The 20,487-nt window shown below is 41.0% G+C and carries 19 protein-coding genes; 3 read left to right on the top strand and 16 right to left on the bottom strand.

Annotated elements, in window-relative coordinates:
* Nucleotides 1–5 precede the first annotated feature (5 nt).
* The 5 genes from BFM96_RS04485 to BFM96_RS04465 form a co-directional block, all read right to left on the bottom strand.
* On the bottom strand, nt 6–482 hold the full coding sequence (locus tag BFM96_RS04485) for an NUDIX hydrolase (protein ID WP_068990861.1): 477 nt from the start codon (nt 480–482) through the stop codon (nt 6–8).
* 511 nt (nt 483–993) lie between these two features.
* Nucleotides 994–1,236 (bottom strand): 30S ribosomal protein S18, encoded by a 243-nt coding sequence (gene rpsR, locus BFM96_RS04480; RefSeq protein WP_018371149.1) that lies wholly within the window; start codon nt 1,234–1,236, stop codon nt 994–996.
* 76 nt (nt 1,237–1,312) lie between these two features.
* Entirely contained in the window at nt 1,313–1,801 is a 489-nt protein-coding gene (locus BFM96_RS04475) for a single-stranded DNA-binding protein (protein WP_068990855.1), read from the bottom strand.
* 11 nt (nt 1,802–1,812) lie between these two features.
* Nucleotides 1,813–2,103 (bottom strand): 30S ribosomal protein S6, encoded by a 291-nt coding sequence (gene rpsF / locus BFM96_RS04470; RefSeq protein WP_068990850.1) that lies wholly within the window; start codon nt 2,101–2,103, stop codon nt 1,813–1,815.
* Between the two features lie 317 nt (nt 2,104–2,420).
* Nucleotides 2,421–3,290 carry a CPBP family intramembrane glutamic endopeptidase gene (locus tag BFM96_RS04465; protein ID WP_068990847.1) on the bottom strand — a complete coding sequence of 290 codons (870 nt, stop codon included), beginning with the start codon at nt 3,288–3,290 and terminating at the stop codon, nt 2,421–2,423.
* Nucleotides 3,291–3,400: 110 nt separating this feature from the next.
* On the opposite strand from BFM96_RS04465, the gene BFM96_RS04460 reads away from it, so the two are divergent.
* Entirely contained in the window at nt 3,401–4,276 is an 876-nt protein-coding gene (locus tag BFM96_RS04460; RefSeq protein ID WP_068990844.1) for a DUF4839 domain-containing protein, read from the top strand.
* A gap of 29 nt (nt 4,277–4,305) precedes the next feature.
* Nucleotides 4,306–4,464 (top strand): hypothetical protein, encoded by a 159-nt coding sequence (locus tag BFM96_RS11215; RefSeq protein ID WP_188595294.1) that lies wholly within the window; start codon nt 4,306–4,308, stop codon nt 4,462–4,464.
* A 21-nt stretch (nt 4,465–4,485) separates the two neighbouring features.
* Here BFM96_RS11215 and BFM96_RS04455 read toward each other — a convergent pair whose 3' ends face one another.
* From BFM96_RS04455 to BFM96_RS04425, 7 genes are all read right to left on the bottom strand, one after another.
* Nucleotides 4,486–5,064: a histidine phosphatase family protein gene (locus BFM96_RS04455; protein WP_068994174.1), complete on the bottom strand. Its 579-nt coding sequence runs from the start codon at nt 5,062–5,064 to the stop codon at nt 4,486–4,488.
* Nucleotides 5,061–5,657 carry a histidine phosphatase family protein gene (locus BFM96_RS04450; protein WP_188595295.1) on the bottom strand — a complete coding sequence of 199 codons (597 nt, stop codon included), beginning with the start codon at nt 5,655–5,657 and terminating at the stop codon, nt 5,061–5,063. Before BFM96_RS04450 ends, BFM96_RS04455 begins: the two co-directional genes overlap by 4 nt.
* Nucleotides 5,654–6,502, bottom strand: a complete 849-nt coding sequence (locus BFM96_RS04445) for a Cof-type HAD-IIB family hydrolase (RefSeq protein ID WP_068990837.1) — start codon at nt 6,500–6,502, stop codon at nt 5,654–5,656. The genes BFM96_RS04450 and BFM96_RS04445 overlap by 4 nt, the downstream gene beginning before the upstream one ends.
* 146 nt (nt 6,503–6,648) lie before the next feature.
* Nucleotides 6,649–7,515, bottom strand: a complete 867-nt coding sequence (gene metF, locus BFM96_RS04440) for a methylenetetrahydrofolate reductase [NAD(P)H] (protein ID WP_068990834.1) — start codon at nt 7,513–7,515, stop codon at nt 6,649–6,651.
* Nucleotides 7,516–7,565: 50 nt separating this feature from the next.
* On the bottom strand, nt 7,566–9,821 hold the full coding sequence (gene metE / locus BFM96_RS04435) for a 5-methyltetrahydropteroyltriglutamate--homocysteine S-methyltransferase (protein WP_068990830.1): 2,256 nt from the start codon (nt 9,819–9,821) through the stop codon (nt 7,566–7,568).
* 198 nt (nt 9,822–10,019) lie between these two features.
* Complete coding sequence (locus BFM96_RS04430; protein WP_068990824.1) at nt 10,020–10,652, bottom strand: SGNH/GDSL hydrolase family protein; 633 nt, start codon at nt 10,650–10,652, stop codon at nt 10,020–10,022.
* Between the two features lie 94 nt (nt 10,653–10,746).
* A complete protein-coding gene (locus tag BFM96_RS04425; RefSeq protein ID WP_068994171.1) occupies nt 10,747–12,153 on the bottom strand; it encodes a glycoside hydrolase family 1 protein in 1,407 nt (468 codons plus the stop codon).
* A gap of 110 nt (nt 12,154–12,263) precedes the next feature.
* On the opposite strand from BFM96_RS04425, the gene BFM96_RS04420 reads away from it, so the two are divergent.
* Nucleotides 12,264–13,145 (top strand): AraC family transcriptional regulator, encoded by an 882-nt coding sequence (locus BFM96_RS04420; protein WP_068990819.1) that lies wholly within the window; start codon nt 12,264–12,266, stop codon nt 13,143–13,145.
* A gap of 126 nt (nt 13,146–13,271) precedes the next feature.
* On the opposite strand, the gene BFM96_RS04415 is transcribed toward BFM96_RS04420, so the two are convergent.
* From BFM96_RS04415 to BFM96_RS04400, 4 genes are all read right to left on the bottom strand, one after another.
* Entirely contained in the window at nt 13,272–14,420 is a 1,149-nt protein-coding gene (locus BFM96_RS04415; protein ID WP_223245873.1) for a CapA family protein, read from the bottom strand.
* 252 nt (nt 14,421–14,672) lie between these two features.
* Nucleotides 14,673–16,343, bottom strand: a complete 1,671-nt coding sequence (locus BFM96_RS04410; RefSeq protein WP_068990814.1) for a carboxylesterase family protein — start codon at nt 16,341–16,343, stop codon at nt 14,673–14,675.
* 78 nt (nt 16,344–16,421) lie between these two features.
* Nucleotides 16,422–18,293: a beta-glucoside-specific PTS transporter subunit IIABC gene (locus BFM96_RS04405; protein WP_068990811.1), complete on the bottom strand. Its 1,872-nt coding sequence runs from the start codon at nt 18,291–18,293 to the stop codon at nt 16,422–16,424.
* A 435-nt stretch (nt 18,294–18,728) separates the two neighbouring features.
* Nucleotides 18,729–20,015 carry a TRZ/ATZ family protein gene (locus BFM96_RS04400; protein WP_068990808.1) on the bottom strand — a complete coding sequence of 429 codons (1,287 nt, stop codon included), beginning with the start codon at nt 20,013–20,015 and terminating at the stop codon, nt 18,729–18,731.
* Nucleotides 20,016–20,487 lie beyond the last annotated feature (472 nt).

The raw sequence follows: 20,487 nt of genomic DNA, 5'->3' as shown, positions 1-20,487 counted from the left end.
ATTGATTACTCTATCTCTGTTCGGAGGGTAAATTCATCGGGCAATCTAACTATTTCTTTCTTCAAGAATAGAGGATAGAAGTAGAGGTCATTTAGATCTTCAAATTTGAACCATTCAAATTCATGAGCGTGATGATGTTCGTGTAAAATAAAGTGCTTACCTTTTTCTGCTATCTTCGTGTGTGATATATCAATCAAAAAATACACGCAAATTTCATGATAGGTAATCTTATCAACATCTTCTTCAAAAAATCCTTGATTTAACCATAAGGGTCGGATAATCTTCCCTTCAATCTCAAGTTCTTCTTTTACTTCTCTGATGATCGCCTCTTCAGCTGTTTCCCCAAATTTCACCCTTCCTCCGGGCAAATAATAATACGGCGATCGTTCATCCTTCATAGCTAAAATCTTTCCATCATCTAATATAATGGCACACACTCTAAAGTTAAACTTTCCCTTATCGCTCAAAAAACTAATGTCCATACCCATTTCTCCAATCTCTATTTTATTTGTTTCTATTATATCACATACAACTAGCGACTATTGGCATCCTAAAATATCTCAGTTTCATCTTAACTATCTCCTTATATCCATTTCAATATCCAAAACATTTTTCTTGGGAGTGAGACAAAAATCGATATTTTGCAGAAATTGATTTTGTTGTCTTCGCTTTCCAATTTTTAGGCTCAGGTATGAACAGTCACTCCCCTGACTGTTCATAGCCCACAAGGTTGACGCGATTTGTAGAATGTTGATTGATCAACGTTTTATAAACTCGACAACTACTGCGTCAAACTGTTCAATCTATAAAGGAATTGAGGCTGGGCACTTTTTATACGTAATCTTCCAGATTACATTATTTTGAGAGTGAGGATCGCGCTCATCCGGGTTTGTCTCAGCCTCTTTAAAAAATACGACTGTTTATTACTCAATGATTTCTCCCAGTATGACAAAGAACAAAAAAGACCAGATATAAATCTAGTCCTTGATTTGATTAATCTTCATTTACGAAAGGCATCAAAGCCATAACACGCGCACGTTTGATAGCGGTTGTTACTTTACGTTGGTTTTTAGCTGAAGTTCCAGTTACACGACGAGGAAGGATTTTCCCACGTTCTGAAACAAAACGGCTAAGAAGCTCAGTATCTTTGTAATCAACATATTCAATTTTGTTTGCTGCGATGTAGTCAACTTTTTTACGGCGTTTGAATCCGCCACGACGTTGTTGTTGAGCCATGTGTATTCTCCTTTATATAGTATCGTAGGGGCATATCCCCTAAACTCGCATGAGTTTTCCTCTAGTTCTTCCTTGACTAGAATGGTAGGTCATCGTCTGAAATATCCATCGGATTGGTAGCACCAAATGGACTTTCATCACGAGAAAAGTTTGGTACTTGATTTGCAGGCTCCGGACTGCCAAAACTTGGTGCTGAACTACCAAAATTATTTGGTGTATAACCACCCGATTGACCTTCACGGCTAGCACGACTTTCCAATAATTGGAAACTTTCTGCTAAAATTTCCGTTACATACACGCGCTGACCTTGTTGGTTTTCATAGTTTCGTGTCTGGATACGTCCAGTCACGCCTACCAAAGCACCCTTCTTAGCCCAATTTGCCAAATTCTCAGCTTGTTGACGCCAGATGACACAGTTAATAAAGTCTGCTTCCCGTTCCCCGTTTTGGTTTTTAAAATTGCGATTTACAGCAAGTGTAAAAGTCGCTACGGCGAGATTTTGTGGTGTGTAACGAAGTTCTGCATCACGGGTCATACGACCCACAAGTACAACATTATTAATCATAATCTACCTTCTTACGCGTCAAGTTTCACAATCATGTGACGAAGAATGTCTGCGTTGATTTTTGAAAGACGGTCAAACTCTTTAAGAGCTGCGTCATCATTTGCTTCAACTGTTACGATGCGGTAAAGTCCTTCGCGGAAATCTTGGATTTCGTATGCCAAGCGACGTTTTTCCCAATCTTTTGATTCAACAACAGTTGCACCATTGTCTGTCAAGATAGAGTCAAAGCGTGTTACCAAAGCAGTTTTTGCTTCTTCTTCAATGTTTGGACGAATAATATAAAGAATTTCGTATTTAGCCATTGATTTTTTCCTCCTTTTGGTCTAGTGACTCATGTTCTCCATGAGTAAGTGAGGTTTGCTCACAAATAACTATTATAGAGTATTTTTCAAAAAATAGCAAGGATAAACTGTTCAAATTCTCTAGTTCCTTACAGAAAATAGATTTCCATCACCTGTAAATAATAGTTTCTCTAGCTTTGCCATTCTCTTGCTTGGCAGATACCCTCTCTAAAAATCCTATCAAGGCTCTCGTTTCCATCTCTATCGCTCAAGCATTGATATGCAGAAGCTGGTTTTGCTATTAATACACATTAAAAAAAGCCAACATTCGTTGACTTTTAGCTTTTCTTGACTAGTCGATAAAGATACAGGCTAGCACAGATAAATAAAATTGTGGTAAATATCGAACCTTCTGGACCAAAATTGCCTCCTGATAGATAATCAGGGATTGGATTACTCGTCACATGTAAAATCCTTTGCTCGACAACATGGCCACTCACAGGCGTTCCATAAAGATTTCCTTGCGCAAAATTCCAAACGGCATGAAAACCAGCTACTCCCCAGATATGATCCGTATAAAGTAGATAAAGACAGGCAAAAATGCTAAATAAGATCAAATTCACAATTGGTAAAATAGCAATTCCTTGATTCAGCATATGAAGAATTGCAAAAAAACTACTGGACAATAGAATGCTGACTATAAGAGAGCATTTCCGGTGAAGCTCTGGCATCATCCAGCTACGTGTCAATAGCTCTTCTGTACCTCCTTGAATCAGCCAAAACGGAAAAATCGCAAGTGCATAGAGGAGATTTCCCAAACGCATATCAAGCCCTTGAATCGAATAGCCGCCAGCTAGAAAAATGATTAGAAATAACAGGCTAAAGGCTAGAAAGCCCCACGCAATTCCTTTCAGCAACTCCAGCCCAGCATGCTTTTGGAAGAAACCGAGGCTCTGAATAGAGCGTTTTTCGACGTATTTAATCCAAGTCATCAGTACAAGGCTAGTCGCTGCAAAGCTCCCCAGTTCAATAAACAAAAAACCAGATGTATTGAGAAGCCTCGTAACGAGAGGAAAGAATATCAGACCAAATACAAAGGTTAAGATTTCGCCACCGATTAAGCATAGGATTGCCACCACAGGAACAAGCCAAACAGGTGTCGGATGAGCACTCTCATAAACACCTACTAATATACGATTGTCTTTCATCAGCAGACCTCCTTTGAATTATTCTATCATATTTTTTACAAAAAATACTTGACATTATATATATATATATATATAATAGACATATCTTATCTAAAATAAAGGAGATTATGATGAAATCTTGGAAATATCTATTGGTTGCTGGCACTGCCTTATTTTTAGTAGCTTGCTCAAAGGACAGTAAAGAGATGGAAACCAATACTATTAAGCTCCCTATTACTTCTGAAAACATCCACAAACAAAACTATAAAACAATTGTTAATCAGCTAAAAGATGCTGGATTTACCAATGTAAAAGTAGAAAAAATCGAAGACCTAATTACAGGATTACTCAAAAAAGACGGGCAAATCGAAAGCGTATCTATCAATGGTGATACAGATTTTATCAAAGGCTCCAAATATGAAAAAGATTCTAAGATTACCGTGACTTATCATACTTTTAAGGAAGACAAAGAAGACTCTCCATCATCTAAAGAGGCAGCAAGCTCATCTAGTAAAGAGAAGGCAGATTCAAGCTCCTCCAGTAAAGAGAATACAAGTACAAGTGCATCTAGCAAGGAAAGTACAAGCTCAAAATCAGAGCCAAGCACTTCTGAGCCAGAAAAGCCAGCAGAAGAAAACATCACTGCCGCTAATAATCCTGACTTTGCTGCTATTTTGACAACAGAAGATCCTCTTACCATCTCTACTTTTGTCGAAAAGTATAAAGATAAAACTGTCGAATTTGATGGCCACGTTGCCCTTCTCACTCATCATGAAAATAAAAAATACTACTTCGATATTCTCATCTATGCAGGCGACTACCAAGGACCAGATGTGGGAGTCCCTGGACCTGCTTTCCAATTTTATAGGATATATGCTAAATCAAGTGCATTTTCAAAGTTAGATGGGCTACAAGCAGGACAAAATATCCACATCAAAGCACGTATTGCTAGCTTCACACAGGGAGAAGTTTTCCGACTTGATCCTTTAGAAATCACCCCTCGTTAATCACTCATCATCTACCTAGGAGAAGCACTATGGACTATTCATTATTACCAAACGAATCCATCATTATGCAGAGCGAGAATGTCAGAAATGGTACTCTGTTTGATAGCGAACTAATCCTGACCAATTTACACTTAATTGTCATCCAGAAAGGATTTTTCGGAAAAACCAAGACTATTAAAACATACTAATCTTAGTATGTTTTTATTGTTTTAATTATCCAACGGATCAATCACCTCAACAAGACGAAAGCTTCCATTTTCATAGCGATAATGGCAAATGGCACAATTGCCAAAACGAAGAGTAGAGTCAACATCCACCCCCAGCACTAGTAAGAAGGCCCACATAGAACCACCGTGACTGACAGCGAGAACCGTGCCCGATTCTTCCTCTGCAATACTTGTCAATGCCACCTTCATCCGCTCACCAACCGCTCGTACATCCTCACCTCCATAAGGAACAAATAAATCCTCAAAAGAATTTGCTCCCTCACGAAAACGAGGGGTAAGCTTCTCTGGCTGAGCTTCAAATAAGCCGAAATCCCATTCCTTCAAGCCTTTCAGCCGTTTATAATCTGTCCGTTGACTAACGATTTCTGCTGTATCACAGGCTCTTTCTTGCGTCGAGGCGTAAATCGCATCAAAGTTAATCTGCTGATCTTTAAAGAACTCTCCTGCCTTCCTTGCTTGTTCAATCCCCAGCTCTGTCAAGGGAGAATCACAAGCTCCCTGAACCAAGCCTACCTGATTAAAAAAGGTCTGCCCGTGTCTCATCAAATATAGGTCCATCAGTTCTCCTTCCAATCACTAAAATCGTGGCGAATGACTTCTTCTAGGTAAAAGATATCATCTTCATACCGAAATTTCAAAATCGCACAATTCCCTAAACCTTTCGGCAATTCCGTCTCCCAATGCTCCTGATAAGCCCGAGCAAAATTGGCAATCGCTCCACCGTGGGACACGATGAGAATAGTGTCTTCCTCACTTTCCGACACCAACTGACCGACCGTTGCTACCATTCTTGCAACGATTTGGTCTTGCGACTCTCCACCATAGGTAACAAAAAAATCTTTGTAGGGTAAAGGAGGGTTAAGGTCTTCACTTTCTCCCTCAAAGGTACCAAAATTCCATTCTTTCAAGCCTTTAAGACGTTGATAGGAAAGAGCTCCTTCAGTCACTATTTCAAGCGTATCACAAGCTCTCTCAGAGGTCGAACTATAGGCTTTTTTAAAGGTGATCCCTTGGTGTTTAAAATAATCTCGAGCACAACTTGCTTGGTATTTGCCAAAATCCGTCAGCGGAGCATCGCACCAGCCTTGAATTTTTCTACGGCGATTAAACAACGTTTCTCCATGCCTCATTAGATAGATATATTTTTTCATCAGTTCCCTCCCAATAATCCGAGATTTTCAAAGGCTAGATAAAGTCCATCTGCTTCCACATCGGTAGTCACCATATCTGCCATCGAGAGAATTTCAGGACCGCCATTGCCCATAGCCACTCCTAGTGCACAAAACTCTAACATGGGAATATCAACTTTAGCATCCCCAAAAGCAATCGTATCTGCTTGGCTAGCTCCTAAGTGCTCTAGTAGAATAGAAATCCCCTTGTCTTTTGTCATGTCCTTCAAGCCCAAATCGCCAAAGAGAGCAGAGTCGCCACGACCGCCCCAAGTCCCTGCTTTTAGCTCTGGAAAAGCTTTCTGTGAGTCCACATGGTCTTGGTAACTTCCCAAGATAAAACTAATCTTATTTACATCATCGCGGTACAAATCCGCCCCATAAACCAGACCATGCAAGACATCGTCCGTTTCTAAATCAGCGACTTCCTCAGCTGTTTTCCCTTTTTTCTGGGCATACTCTCTCAAGACTGGACCTGCCGCTTCCTTAAATCTTCGACTCGCAAACAAGCCGTTATTACTTTCTAAATAGTACTCCAGGCCACGCTCATGGAGCCAATCTACCACTTCTTTTTCCTGCTCAAAGGAAATCATTTCATGATACAAAACCTCTCCTCTATGCTCTACATAGGCTCCGTTTCCTCCAATCATACCATCCAAGCCAATCTCCCAAAGCTCCTCTTGCATCTCTGCTCGACTCCGACCTGTGCACACATAGACCAAATGCCCATTTTCTCGCGCCTTTCGAATAGCTTTGATAGCCGATGCTGGAATCCGATTTTCATAATCCACCAAAGTCCCATCAACATCTAAAAATACAAGTTTCCTCATTTCCCTTTTCCTCCCAGCCTATTCTATACTAAGATTATAAGCTAAGAAAACGCTTTTTTCTAGTGTTATTCTAACCAAAGATAATACTATTCTATGAATTCTCAGCCATTTATAAATAAAAAGTCGAGCACCTTTGCTCAACTTCTTTAAGCCAAATCTTGATGGTGAAACAAGGCATGAGTCGCATCGTGGATATAACGGGCTGTTTCTGCATTGTTCATCGTGTAGAGGTGAATGCCTGCTACATCCTGCGTTACCAAGTCCACAATTTGGTCGATAGCATAAGCTAAACCTGCAGCTTTCAAGGATTCAGGGTCATGTTCATACTTGTCTAAAATCGCACGAAATTTCCGTGGTAAGCGGATATTTTCACAAGTGTTCAGCAAACGTAGAGCCTGATTGCGGTTGATGATGGGCATAATGCCTGCCAAAATCGGGACTTCAATGTCCGCTAAATGGCACTTCTCTTGAAAATCATAAAAGACTTCATTGTCAAAAAACAGTTGAGTTACAAGAGTTGAGCAGCCGGCATCCACCTTTTTTTTCAAATGCTTAATATCGGCGATCTGACTAGGAGAATCTGGATGACTTTCAGGATAACAAGCCCCGATAATGTCAACATGAGGTGCTTCTGCCTTGATAAAAGAAATCAAATCAGTTGCATACTGAAAATCTTTTTGCGGAGCTACATGAGGAATAATATCCCCTCGCAGGGCCAAGATTTTATGCACCCCAATCTGATCAAGGGAGGTTAAAATGTTAGCAACCTGATCCTTGGTCAGATAGATAGCTGGTAAATGGGCAATAGAAGGAATTCCCAAGTCATTTTGAATATGATTGGCCAAGCAAACAGTTGTTTCTTCGAGATTGAACTTATTATTACTGGCTGTCACGCTGATAAAATGAGGACACAAATCCTGCATATCTCTTAAAGCTGCGAAAATTTTTTCATTTCCTGCTGCTGGATTTGGCGGGAAAACTTCAAATGAGAGTCTGGGATTCTGAACAACCATTGTTTTTTCCTTTCTGATAAGAGAGGAGAAAACGAGGTTCTCTCCTCTTGTTACTGCTGAATTTTTTGCCGAGCGGATTTGGCTGCTTCGACAAGCCGAACGAGACTTTCCCGCGTTTCTTTGATTCCACGTGTTTTAAGTCCACAGTCAGGATTGATCCAAACTTTGCGACTTGGAACTTTTGCTAGAATAGCTTGAATGGTCTGATCAATCTCTCCTTCAGCTGGAACGCGTGGTGAATGGATATCATAGACACCAGGACCAACCTGTGTTTGGAAATTCTGTGCCTGTAATTCGTCCAAAATCACAAGATTTGATCGACTTGCTTCAAATGAAATGACATCTGCATCCATATTGTCAATAGCAGGAATAATATCAGTAAATTCACTGTAGCACATGTGGGTGTGAATTTGTGTATCTGGTGCGACAGTTGCATGTACCAATCGGAAGGCTGGAATAGCCCAATCGAGGTAATCCTCGTACCAGTCGCTTCTACGCAGTGGCAATTTTTCACGTAATGCTGCCTCATCAATCTGGATAATCTTGATACCCGCTGCTTCCAGATCCAAGACTTCTTCTTTTATAGCCAGTGCAATCTGTAGGGTAGATTCTTTTATGGAAATGTCTTCACGAGAGAAGGACCAGTTGAGAATAGTGACCGGACCAGTTAGCATACCTTTGACAGGTTTGTTTGTCCTGCTTTGCGCATAGCTAGACCATTTTACAGTAATTGGTTGCAAGCGAGTAACATCTCCCCAAATAATCGGAGGTTTTACACCACGCATACCGTAAGACTGAACCCAACCGTTCTTACTAAAGAGGTAGCCAGATAGGTTTTGTCCAAAGTATTCCACCATATCGTTGCGTTCAAATTCACCATGAACCAAAACGTCAAAGTCAACTTCTTCCTGCCAGTGAATCCAATCATCAATCTGTTTTGCGACAAATGCATCGTAGGCTTGGGCTGAAATATTTCCCTTTCTGAAAGCGAGGCGTGTATCACGTACTTCAGCTGTTTGTGGGAAAGAACCAATGGTTGTCGTTGGTAAATCTGGCAAGTTCAAGCGCTCTGCTTGTAATTTTTCACGCTCTGAAAAGGCTGGCAAGCGAGTATAGTCTTGATTGGTTAAGCTGGCGATACGATTTGCTAAATCAGTATTTTTTCCAACTCGTTCTCTGGCAAATAAGGCTTTGTTAGCAGCCAAACTATCTGTAGCACCGCCAGCGAGGATGGTATCCAACTCACGTAACTCCGCTAATTTTTCGACTGCAAAGGCAAAGTGTTGAAGGATCTCTTCTTCCAATTCTTCATTAGCGGTTGTAAATGGGACATGTAGCAGTGAGCAAGAGGTTGTTAAATAGACCTTGTCAGCAGGGATTTTTTCTAAAATCGCTAGACTATTTGCGTAGTCATTGCGCCAGATGTTTTTTCCGTTGACAATTCCTGCGTAGAGTACCTTATCAGAAGGAAATCCTGTTGAGACGAGATCAAGCGTCTTTTTCCCCTCGACAAAGTCAAGTCCTAAGCCGTCAATTGGTAAGGCAATCAAGTCAGCGTACACATCACGCACATCCCCAAAGTAGGTTTGGAGGAGAATAGCCAAACCCTTCTTATCTGCTAAGAGTTTCTTGTAAATCGTTAGGAAAAGGGTCTTTTCTTCAGGTGATAAATCCTTGACCAAGCTCGGCTCATCGAGCTGAATCTTTTCAGCCCCAAGTTCTGCTAATCTTTCAAAGACTGCTTGATAGGTAGTGACAATGTCATCCAGATAATCAGTAGCTGCTGTACCTTCTTCATAGTCTGCTAATTGGAGGAAGGTAAATGGTCCAATCAGAACAGGACGTGTCAGTAATCCTTGGGCTTTTGCTTCTGTAAATTCCTCAAAAATTTTCTGGCTAGCCAGTCCTACTTTCGTCTCTTTTTCAAATTTTGGTACGATGTAGTGGTAGTTCGTATTAAACCATTTTTTCATCGGTAGTGCCCGGACATCCCCTTTTTCTCCCTGATAGCCACGCGCAAGGGCAAAGTAACGCTCCAAGTCCGTTAAGTCCAAGTCTTGTACGGCTTTTGGTACGACATTGAGGAGAAAAGCAGTGTCTAAAACGTTGTCATAATGGGAGAAGTCATTACTTGGAATTTCAGAAATACCTGCTTTCTTCACCAAATTCCAATGCTTCCTACGAAGTTCCTTCGCTGTTTCTACTAATGCTGCTTCTTCGATTTCTCCTCTGAAATATTTTTCCGTTGTAAATTTTAATTCACGAAATTCTCCCAACCGTGGGAAACCAACGATACTTGTTGCCATAAAAGCGCCTCCAATCTTATTCTTGCCCTTATCTTATCAGAAAACTAACCTCTTGCATAATTGGAAATAAATAAGAAAAGATATAGCCAAAAACTATACCTTTTCTTATTAGCTCTCAAAATCCCTTTACTGGCAATTACTATTATTCTTATTTATAGATTGTTATAGGTAATATTTATAGCAAAATCCAGCAATATGCTACAAATATTTTTGCAGCAAACGAGACAATTCCACATAGCCAGCAACTGTCAGATGGAGACCATCCGTGGTAAAATTGGGTTTTAACTGTCCGTTTTCATCTAAAAAATGATTATATACGTCCAGATAATGCACTTGTACAAACGACTGTGCCAAGTCTTGATAGGCTTGATTCAAGTGCTGGATAGCCTGATTGTTTCTAATGTGAACTGTCGTTTGATAGGCAGTTCCTTCATGGACAGGAAGAACCGACACAAGATAAATCTCAACCAAGGGATAGGTTTGGAAAACAGTCTGAAAAATCCTCTCCAGATTTTCCACCGTCTCACTCGTTGGTATTCCTTTGCCAATATCATTGGTTCCAATCAGGATAACGATCTTATCCAAGCATGTTCCAGCAAGCAATCGTTCAAAATTTTCGACTAATTTATCCGTAGAGTAGCCACGAATGCCACGATTCACCATCTGCTTAGAAGTCTCAAGTAATTCTCCCAAGGGATAATACTCCACCATCGAATCTCCTAAAAAGATGATGTCTGGTTCCTTGAAAGAAACGGCATTCAAATCTTCATAAACCTGACAGAGCCTTTCTTGCTCCTTTTCCAACCATTGATCCAATAATTGAACAGCCATCTTGTAACCTCCTTTTCCCTACTTCCATTATACCCTAATATACAGAAAAACTGGATGGCGAGTCCAGTTTTTTTTAAGGAAAGACAAGATGCTACTATATATTCGCTCCGTTGGTTTCAATCACTTCCTTATACCAATCGAAAGATTTCTTCTTATAGCGAGCCAAGCTTCCTGTTCCGTCATCATGACGATCAACATAGATAAAGCCATATCTCTTGCTCATTTCAGCTGTGGATGCAGATACAAGGTCGATACAGCCCCATGTTGTATAGCCCATCACTTCCACACCATCTTCAAGCGCTTCTCCGACTTGCTCCAAATGTTTTCTCAAATAATCAATCCGATAATCATCCTCAACAGTCGGACCATTTGGCCCTTCGACAAGCACGTCTTTAGCCCCAAGTCCATTTTCCACAATAAAGAGTGGCAATTGGTAACGGTCATAGAAATCGTTTAGCACTAAGCGAAGACCAATCGGGTCAATCTGCCAACCCCATTCAGAGCTTTCAAGATAAGGGTTTGTCACACCTCCCAAGATATTTCCTTTGCCACTACTGTAAGCTTCAGGATTGTGAGCCTGCACGGTACTCATATAGTAGCTAAAGGAGATAAAATCAACCGTATGATGTGCAAGTAGCTCCTTATCACCATCTGCAAACTGAATCTTAATGCCATTTTCTTTGAAGAAACGCGTGATATAGTTTGGATATTTTCCACGCGCATGAATATCTGAGAAAAGGTAATTTTGATTGCTAAACTGACGAGTTGCTAGTACATCGCGTGGGTCTGGTGTCATTGGATAGGTTGGCATTGCAAGAACCATACACCCAATCTTAAAGTCTGGATTGATTTCGTGACCGACCTTTGTTGCCAGAGCCGATGCGACCAGCTCATGATGTACTGCCTGATACAAGTCTTGCTTCGATAACTCTTCAAGTGGTGTCGCAATTCCTCCACTCATAAACGGAGCATGAAGCACGGAGTTGACTTCGTTAAAGGTCAACCAATATTTAACCTTGTCCTTATAGCGTGTAAAGACTGTGCGCACATAGCGTTCATAAAAACCAATCAACTCACGGTTTGTCCAACCGTTATAGGTACGTGCCAGATGAAGTGGTGTTTCATAGTGAGAAAGAGTCACCAAAGGCTCGATGCCATATTTTGCCAATTCATCAAACAAATCATCATAGAATTGCAACCCTTTTTCATTTGGAGTTTCCTCATCTCCATTTGGGAAAATGCGTGACCAGGCAATTGATGTCCGAAAGACTTTAAAGCCCATTTCTGCAAACAAGGCAATGTCTTCCTTATAACGATGGTAAAAGTCAATTCCTTCTAATTTTAAGTTATCTGGCGTTGGCTCCTCTGTAACTGGTCCAAAACCTCCTTTTGGAGTCACATCTTGGACAGACAAGCCTTTACCATCGAGATTATAGGCTCCTTCATATTGATTGGCAGCGGTCGCTCCGCCCCATAGAAAATTCTTAGGAAATCGTGTCATTGTATTAAGCCCTTTCATTTTTTACTTACTTATATTATAATGAAGGTGACTATTTTTTTCTAACACAATTCTACGATAAACTGATACTATTCTACGAGAGAGGAACTTTCATGCTAGACCTTGGCCAATTGCATAAAAATAGCAGTTATAAAAATCCCTTAACTCCCTATTCAATCACTCGAACCTATACACAAAATGGACAGCCTGATATTTTATTTCACTGGCATACCGACATGGAGCTCATCTATGTCCATGAAGGAACGGCACAATTTCATATTGATAATGATTATTTTAACAGTCAACCAGGCGATATTGTCCTGATTCGTCCCAATGCTCTCCATTCGATTCATCCCATCGGCAATCAGGAACATTTCATGGATGCCATCAATGTTCACCTAGACTTGCTAGGTTTTTCAACGGTTGATCAGGTCAGTCTCCAATATCTCCAGCCGCTTTATCATGGGCAACTAGATTTTGTTCGCGTCATCAAGCCTCATCAAACAGGATATAGCGAGATTCGCACCTGCCTTCTTGCGGCGATGGAAATTGGCTATTATCGGAAAAGCTATTTTGAATTGAACCTCAAGGCCCAACTTCACCAACTCCTCCATCTGCTATTTACTCACGACTATGTCCGTTCCAAAGAACTGTCCCTTGAAGGCTATCGTAAGGAAGAAAAAATTCGAACCATTATCGATCACATCAGCGAGCATTACCAGGAAGAGCTGACTGTGGCGGAACTCTCCACACTCTGCGGATACAGCCAAACGCATTTTATGAATTTCTTTAAAAAACATCTCGGCATTTCTTGCATGGAATACATCATCCAATTCCGCTTGCGAAAAGCGACCGAATTGCTCGAACATTCTACCTTAACCATCCTAGAAATCTCAAATCAAGTCGGTTTCAATAATCTGTCCAATTTCAATCGCCAATTTAAAAAATATTACCATCTGACTCCCAGCCAATATCGGAGAGAAAAGCCCCATTGATGGCTAACTATCAAAATCTTCTGAATGCGATTTTAACTTGTCTCTGTCATCATCTCCTTCACGACAGATATCTATAACGCAAAAAGCTTAGTTTCTAAATCCTAGTGACTAAGCTTTTTGTCTATTTTACTTCCAATTTAGGTTCACATGGGTGTTCATTTCTCGATAAGCTCGGTCCACCCGCTCTTTCGTTTCATCATCCAAGCGTTCTCGATACGGACCGCCTTCTATCAAATCCTCCAAAATAAAGGTTTGGTAATGATACAATTCATATCCTTCTGGCGAATACGTCCCCTTTGACACCCGACTCACCCAGCTCGGATGCGCTTTTGCTGTTTGAATGCGTGTCTTATCACCAGCCTTTTCAAAGGTGACATCCATCAATACCCCACGTTCGGTCCATTCCGCCGTTGGAACTCCAGCCATGGTTTCTATGCGTTGATTGGATATAAAATTGCCCATCGAATAGATAATCAGTTTCTTTTCACCATCTTTTTCCACAATCTCTGAAGGCTCAACGACATGAGGGTGACCTCCGAAAATAACATCCGCTCCCCAATCAATCATTTTATGGTATAGGGCAACCTGTTCATCCGTTGGCTCCAGCTGATACTCAACTCCCATCTGCGGCATAACAATCGTTACATCAGCTTCTTTTTCTGCGCGTGCGAGCTCTGTCTTCATCCGCTTCTCATCCAGATTTGAAAGAACATTTTGGTACTCTTTTTTGGTCAAATTCTCTTCGAGACCATTAAAACCATAGCAATACGCCAAAATTGCAATTTTTATGCCATTCACTTCCTTAATGAGGAGAGGTGCTTCATCCCGAGCTTGTTTTGGATAAACACCAACAGTCGCAATGCCAGCCTTATCAAAAGCCGCTACCGTTGTACTCACCCCTTCTAACCCAGAATCCAAGATGTGATTATGAGCTAAATCGAGCACATCATAACCAACATCCTTAATAGCAGTTACCACATCCTTTGGAGCATTGAACAAGGGATAACCTGCCAGAGGATAATCTGGTCGAATCGTTCCTTCAAAGTCCCCAATCATCAAATCTGCTTTTTCAAACCATGGTTTCACATAGGTAAAGTTTTCTGAAAAATCATAAGAGCCATCGGACTGTAAGGTGCTCATATACAAGATATCATGGTACAACAAATCTCCATGTGCCATAACCCGAGCTGTTTGAACCCTTTCTTTAGCCGATTTTTGACCAGTGAAAGTAACTAAAAGTACCACTAATGCTATACTGACTAGCAAAGCTCCCATTGCTATAGCTACTCCGAACATAAATAATGATTTTTTCATAGAATCCCCCTATAGTGAGTATAGCAGATTCTATGTTTATTTTCGAGTAAAAGTCAAAAACTGGTAAAAGTTAACAAGATAAGAAAAACACCATACAAAATCTTCGTTTAAAAACTAGCAATTTCCTACGGTGTTTTTAAAATCCTAAAAACTATGCCTCTCCCAGAGTATTTATTGAAAACTTAGTTTATCATGCATAGAAAAAGTCATCTCTTATTTATGGCCCTCCAACTCATCTAACACTTCACTAAACCAACGACCGTTTAACACAGTCTGATTTAGTTCCTCTTTTACGAGATCTGACAATGTTTGATCTGCCTTCATCTTCTCAAGAATTCCTTGAGCAGTATCCTCATCGACTATTTCTCGAATATCTTCTGTTTCCTTGCTAGCAGAGATGGATAGTACATTGTTTTTAGCAGTCCACTTATTCCATTTCGGCAAGGTTTCTCCGTTTGGATTGCCAGTTGCTAAGAATTGTTTAAGATATTGCTTGAATGTCGCTGACATCTGCTGTGCCCCTTGAGTTTGGAAATTTTCTCCTATAAAGTCCTTATAATTTGAAGGTTCTTGCAACATGGGCTCAAAAATGCCATGGAAAGCCCCGAAGCCTTTTGCCAGCTCAGGTGTTACAGTTTCATCATCCCCATACGAAATCTCTCCTACATAGATATCCGAAGTATAATTTGCAGCCATTTTCCGTGCACTTTCTACCCCGTTAGAGAGGCGGTAGAGATTTCCTCCGTAATTCCTAACGTAATAAAATTCTTTTGCCTTTTCTTCATCTTTGAAAAGATTTCCACCTGTAAAATCTTTCATAAAGCGAGGATCAAATGCTGTGAAGAGAGAAAACTCATTTGTTCCTGTCACTAACATCAGCGGAACATCTTGAAAATGCTTTGTTTCAAATCCCTCTTTTGGAATCACCTGTCCATCTTTATAAAGATGTGGAAAAACAGACATGCGAATCATAGCATTTCCCATAAGAGGAGCCAAACGTTCGGGAGAAAGAGCATAGAGATATGTCCGTACGTCTTCTTGGTCTGTCAACAACCACTCTATCGCTTTGTCTTCACTTGTCTTTACCTGATCTTCTACAACCAGCGGAGCTAAAGCTTTTGCAAAAATTTCTCGACTATCTGAAAGGTCTGCCAAGGTCATCCCTCCACTAAAAGAAATGGCCTTATCGTATTTTCCCTTAAATACTGGAGAGATGAGGGTTGCCATCACATCACGTCCACCAGCTGAAAATCCTGCTAATGTGACATTCTCTTTATCGCCCCCAAAAGTTTCAATATTTTCCTCCACCCAGTCCAAAGCTGCCGCAATATCAAGCAAGGTAAAGTTGCCTGAGCTAGCCTCATCTTTACCCGAAGCGATTGCTGGAAGTGGATTAAAGCCGAGAGGTCCCAAGCGATAATTAACAGAAACATAAACAGCATTGATATCTGTTACAAAGCTATTTCCTTTGATTTCCTGTGCTGAACCTGTTTGATTATTACCACCATGGATATAAACCATGACAGGCAATTTCTTTTCTGGAGTATTCGGACGAACAATATCAAGATTGAGCGCATCCTCTTTGCCAGACACCTTTCCTTGGTTGGCTTGGATTGCTTGTTCTCCATAGCTGGTAGTATCCAACTCTTCTTTCCAAGCTTTTACTTTTTTAGGTTCTTTCCATCGCTCTGCCTGTGCGTAAGGCACTCCGAGCCACTGTAGCACATCATTTTTTTCGTCCTTGCTCCCTTTTATGGGACCAGTTGAAATGGTCTTAGTCACGCTAGTATCAAATTCTGCTGCTTGCTTATCCATTAGCTGTTGAGACTGACAAGCCGCTAAAAGCAATGTAGCCATCCCTAAACTCAATAGTATTTTCTTCATATTTTACCTCCTTTGTAATCGTTTTCTTTTTTCTCCATAAAGAAAATACCCAGATCATTGGATATTTCCTTCATCATGTTATTGAATAGCTGTCAATAGATAATCTCCGACATTGACAGTGTCTGCATCTGTGACTTGCACATCGCTGGTTGGGGTCGTTACAATCACAGGCGTTGTAACGGGATAGCCAGCTGCCTTGATTTTTTCAATATCAAAGGTCAAGAGTAACTGGCCTTTACGTACGCGAGAGCCTTGAGTGACATGGGCTGTAAATCCTTCTCCATTAAGAGCTACGGTATCCATTCCCACATGAATTAGGATTTCTGTCCCATCTTCTGTGGCCAAACCAATGGCATGATTGGTTGGGAAAAGGAGACGAACAAATCCATCGGCTGGAGCAACAACTTCTCCAAGACTTGGCTCAACCGCAATTCCACGCCCCATTGCTCCGCTGGCAAATACAGCGTCTGGCGTATCTTCAAGCGCAATGACTTCTCCTGACAATGGGCTAGCAATCACTTGCTCAGTTACCGTTTTTGTAGAAGCAACTGGCTCAGCCACTTCTGCTTTGGCATAAAGGGTTGGAACTGGAAGTGCCATTTGAATAGCAAATGAAACCACAATAGCCACCACACTAAAACCAATCATAATCCACATCGGCATCAAACCATCTGGACCTACATAAGCTGGATATTGGAAAATTCCTAACGCACCAAATGAATACCCTTTAATATCAAAGAAAGATAGAGCTGCACCAACAAGTCCTGAAACCACACATGAAATATAAAACGGTGTTTTCATTGGAAGGGTAATCCCGTAAATCGCTGGCTCAGTCACTCCAAAGAGAGAGGAAATAAAAGCAGGAACTGTCAAAGTTTTGACCTTTTGCTCTTTTGTTTTTAGGTAGATAGCGGCCAAAACCCCTGTTTGGGTGAAGTTTGGCAATGACGCAGGGATAAGAATTGTTGTCCAACCAAGTTCTGGTAATTGGAGAATTGCAAGCGGAACAAGCGCCCAGTGAAGACCAAACATAACCAAGACTTGCCATAGAGCACCCAACAAAAGCCCGTAAAGTAAAGGACTGAAGCCCATGATGGCTGTAAAAGTACCTGATAGGAGATCAGAAGCGATATTAGCCACAGGTCCTACCACCAAGAAGGTCAACGGCACCGTTACAAGCAAGGTCACAAATGGGACGACGAATAATTTCACCACATCTGGTGTGATTTTTTTCATGAATTTCTCAACGTGAGAAGCTACCCAAATAGCCAAAATCGCTGGCATAACTGTTTGCAGGTAGCTACCTGATGATGGCAATTCAAATGGAATCCCTAGCACATGAGCTAATTTTGCTTCGCTCAAAGTCGCAATCGTCGCTGGCAAGGTTGGATAAACCAAAGCCCCTGCAATCGCTAACGCTGTAAATTCATTCATCTTGAACTTACGAGCCGAAGTAATGGCAATCAACATCGGAAGAAATTGGAAAAATCCATCTCCAGCAGTTTCCAAAATCGCATATAGAGCACTATTGTCATGACTCATACCTGTAACAGCTAAAATCGCTACAATTCCCTTGATAATCCCTGCTGCGGCAAGAGGACCCAAGAAAGGTTGGAAGATTCCAGAAACAAGATCGACAAAGCGATCAAAGAGATTACCTTTTGGTCCCTCCTCGTCCGCATCCACTGTTCCAGAACCTTGCAGATTTCCGACTTTCAAAACTTCCGCATACACCTCTGGAACGTGGTTACCGATAACGACTTGGTACTGACCTCCCGCTTGAACAACCGTCACAACACCATCTAGTTGTTTCAAATAATCCGTATCCGCTTTTCCTTCGTCTTTCAAGCTAAAGCGTAACCGAGTCACACAATGTTTTAAGCTATTGACATTTTCTGCTCCACCAACGTGGTCTAAAATGTCTTGTGCAAGTGCTGTATATTTCGCCATGGATTCTCCTCCTTTATGATATTTTGGCCACCGTTCCCCTTCCTACCAGCGCTGATATAGGAAATTGGGGTACAAAAAAACCTAGGTAAATACCAAACAGTAAGAAATAGATGACTCCTATTTCCCAATATTTCGTATTTAACTAGGTTTTGCCTGCATGACCAGTAACAATCCACACTCTTAGTATATCAGAATTTTCAAAAATTGCAAGCGGTTTCTTTAGAAAATTTAAATTTTTTAAAATTTTTATGTAGGACTATAAAAAGGAGGAGTTTGCCTGGCCTTTCAAAACAGGTTGTTAAGACAAACTCTACTCCTCTTTATGAAACATTGGAAACCCGAAAAGTCAACATAGGACCTCATTCTTTCGCTTTGTAGCAATCAAGTAACCGCTAACCATCTACAGCTGGACTTCTATTATATTGGCCAAAAAATCTACAAAAGAGGATTTTCAAAAATTTCCCGCATATAGACAGTCAGCACTTCCCCATCTCGCACCACCTGCTGGCCTGCAATATATACATGATCCACATCCTGTCCCTTAGCAGCATAGACCAAGTGCGACAACATGCGCTCTCTCGGATACAGATGAACCTTGCCTTTGGGCTGAATCATGAGAAAATCCGCTTGCTTTCCAACTTCTAGACTGCCAATCTCTTGTTCCATCCCAAGCAGCTTTGCTCCTTCGATCGTCATCGCCTTCAAAGCCACTTCAATCGAAAACTCCCGAGCGTCACCTGTTCGCATTTTTTGAAGAAGAGCGGCCGTCCGCCCTTCTTCAAACAGATCCAAATTATTATTAGAAGCGACCGAATCTGTCGCAATACCGACCGTCACCCCTTGCTTTTGAAGTTCGGTGATGGGAGCAATCCCTGAAGCTAGTTTAAGATTGCTAATAGGATTGTGGGCAATGCCAGCCTGTGACTGTCCTAAACGAGCTATTTCTTCCTGATTTAGTTCTACTCCATGGGCAAAAATTGCTGGCCAATCCAAATACCCCAAGGAATCTAAATAAGCTAGAGGACGTTTACCATGGTTCTCCAAAATAATCTGACTTTCCTGCTCTGTCTCCGCCACATGAATGTGTAATTTCAGACCCAAATCCTCAGCCAAAGCACGGCTCTTTTCTAGTAACTCACGGCTGCACGTATAAGGAGAATGCGGTGCCACCATGACACGAAAACGCTCGTCTTGATAGGATAAAATCTCTTCAATCGTCTGACGTGTTCGAGCGATTGTTTGGTCTGAGCTTTCCTCTTGCTTACTAAACAGCGTTGGTGAAAAATAACAACGCATCCCCGAGGTCTTGACCGCCTGATAAATCGCACGAATATCCACGCCCTGAGGATTATACATATCATTGAAGGTTGTTGTTCCAGAGCGAAGCATTTCACATAAGGCCATCTTGACCGCCTGCGTTGTCACCTCTGGTGTAAACTGACTTTCAGCTGGCCAGATATAGTCCTCCAGCCACTCATGGAGATTACTATCATCACGAATGCCTCGCAAGACCGTCATCGGGCTGTGGGTGTGGCAATTCACTAAACCAGGTAAAATCCAGCTTCCCTCGCCATCTACGACCTCTTCACACCGCTCCAAAACAGACACATCCATCGACCCACAGTAGTTAATCTTATCCCTATCAATCACCAAAAGCCCTTCCTTAAAAATCTGGAATTCTTCATCACAGGTTACCAAGGTGACATTTTTGAACGCTTTCATCTCTTATCCTCCACCGATACTGACTTCTAATGTTTGCTATTATAACAGGATAAACAGAAAATCTCAACTATTTTTCAAAAAATACAGAAAAATCACTATTTTTGGATAGAAAAAACAGACTTTTTATTGTCTTTTAGGTTTCATTAGTCAGAAAATATGAAATTTTAATTTATACTCATTCAAAATCAAAGTTAGCAATTTTGCGACTTTCTTAGATATTTTCAGACGTAAATTACCTCTTTTTTATCACTGTCCTTTTCATTTACTGAAAAAGCATCATGTTTGACTTACTTAGCCCGCTTTATTTTATAGCAAATAATGTATATTTATATATGTTTTATCTGTTTTTGAAATTAATTGAGTATTAATTCACTTAACTCGCTCCATTTTCTGGTGCATCAATAGACATAGATAAAAGAGCTGTTTTGAAATTCAATGAGTATTGCATTTTTCTAATCTCTAAAGCCGACTT

The organism is Streptococcus himalayensis, assembly GCF_001708305.1.
GTDB lineage: Bacteria > Bacillota > Bacilli > Lactobacillales > Streptococcaceae > Streptococcus > Streptococcus himalayensis.
The sequence above is the reverse complement of the archived record's forward strand: the minus strand, read 5'-3'. Positions and strand labels throughout refer to the sequence as shown.

What these genes read in the sequence shown, in the direction of transcription:
- BFM96_RS04430 (WP_068990824.1), bottom strand. Translation starts at nt 10,652, where the DNA reads ATGGCTGTTCAATTATTGGATCAATGGTTGGAAAAGGAGCAAGAAAGG.
- BFM96_RS04415 (WP_223245873.1), bottom strand. Translation starts at nt 14,420, where the DNA reads ATGGGAGCTTTGCTAGTCAGTATAGCATTAGTGGTACTTTTAGTTACT.
- BFM96_RS04460 (WP_068990844.1), top strand. Translation starts at nt 3,401, where the DNA reads ATGAAATCTTGGAAATATCTATTGGTTGCTGGCACTGCCTTATTTTTA.
- metF (WP_068990834.1), bottom strand. Translation starts at nt 7,515, where the DNA reads ATGGTTGTTCAGAATCCCAGACTCTCATTTGAAGTTTTCCCGCCAAAT.
- BFM96_RS04400 (WP_068990808.1), bottom strand. Translation starts at nt 20,015, where the DNA reads ATGAAAGCGTTCAAAAATGTCACCTTGGTAACCTGTGATGAAGAATTC.
- BFM96_RS04405 (WP_068990811.1), bottom strand. Translation starts at nt 18,293, where the DNA reads ATGGCGAAATATACAGCACTTGCACAAGACATTTTAGACCACGTTGGT.
- BFM96_RS04465 (WP_068990847.1), bottom strand. Translation starts at nt 3,290, where the DNA reads ATGAAAGACAATCGTATATTAGTAGGTGTTTATGAGAGTGCTCATCCG.
- rpsR (WP_018371149.1), bottom strand. Translation starts at nt 1,236, where the DNA reads ATGGCTCAACAACAACGTCGTGGCGGATTCAAACGCCGTAAAAAAGTT.
- BFM96_RS04420 (WP_068990819.1), top strand. Translation starts at nt 12,264, where the DNA reads ATGCTAGACCTTGGCCAATTGCATAAAAATAGCAGTTATAAAAATCCC.
- BFM96_RS04445 (WP_068990837.1), bottom strand. Translation starts at nt 6,502, where the DNA reads ATGAGGAAACTTGTATTTTTAGATGTTGATGGGACTTTGGTGGATTAT.
- BFM96_RS04425 (WP_068994171.1), bottom strand. Translation starts at nt 12,153, where the DNA reads ATGACACGATTTCCTAAGAATTTTCTATGGGGCGGAGCGACCGCTGCC.
- rpsF (WP_068990850.1), bottom strand. Translation starts at nt 2,103, where the DNA reads ATGGCTAAATACGAAATTCTTTATATTATTCGTCCAAACATTGAAGAA.
- BFM96_RS11215 (WP_188595294.1), top strand. Translation starts at nt 4,306, where the DNA reads ATGGACTATTCATTATTACCAAACGAATCCATCATTATGCAGAGCGAG.
- BFM96_RS04485 (WP_068990861.1), bottom strand. Translation starts at nt 482, where the DNA reads ATGGACATTAGTTTTTTGAGCGATAAGGGAAAGTTTAACTTTAGAGTG.
- metE (WP_068990830.1), bottom strand. Translation starts at nt 9,821, where the DNA reads ATGGCAACAAGTATCGTTGGTTTCCCACGGTTGGGAGAATTTCGTGAA.
- BFM96_RS04475 (WP_068990855.1), bottom strand. Translation starts at nt 1,801, where the DNA reads ATGATTAATAATGTTGTACTTGTGGGTCGTATGACCCGTGATGCAGAA.
- BFM96_RS04410 (WP_068990814.1), bottom strand. Translation starts at nt 16,343, where the DNA reads ATGAAGAAAATACTATTGAGTTTAGGGATGGCTACATTGCTTTTAGCG.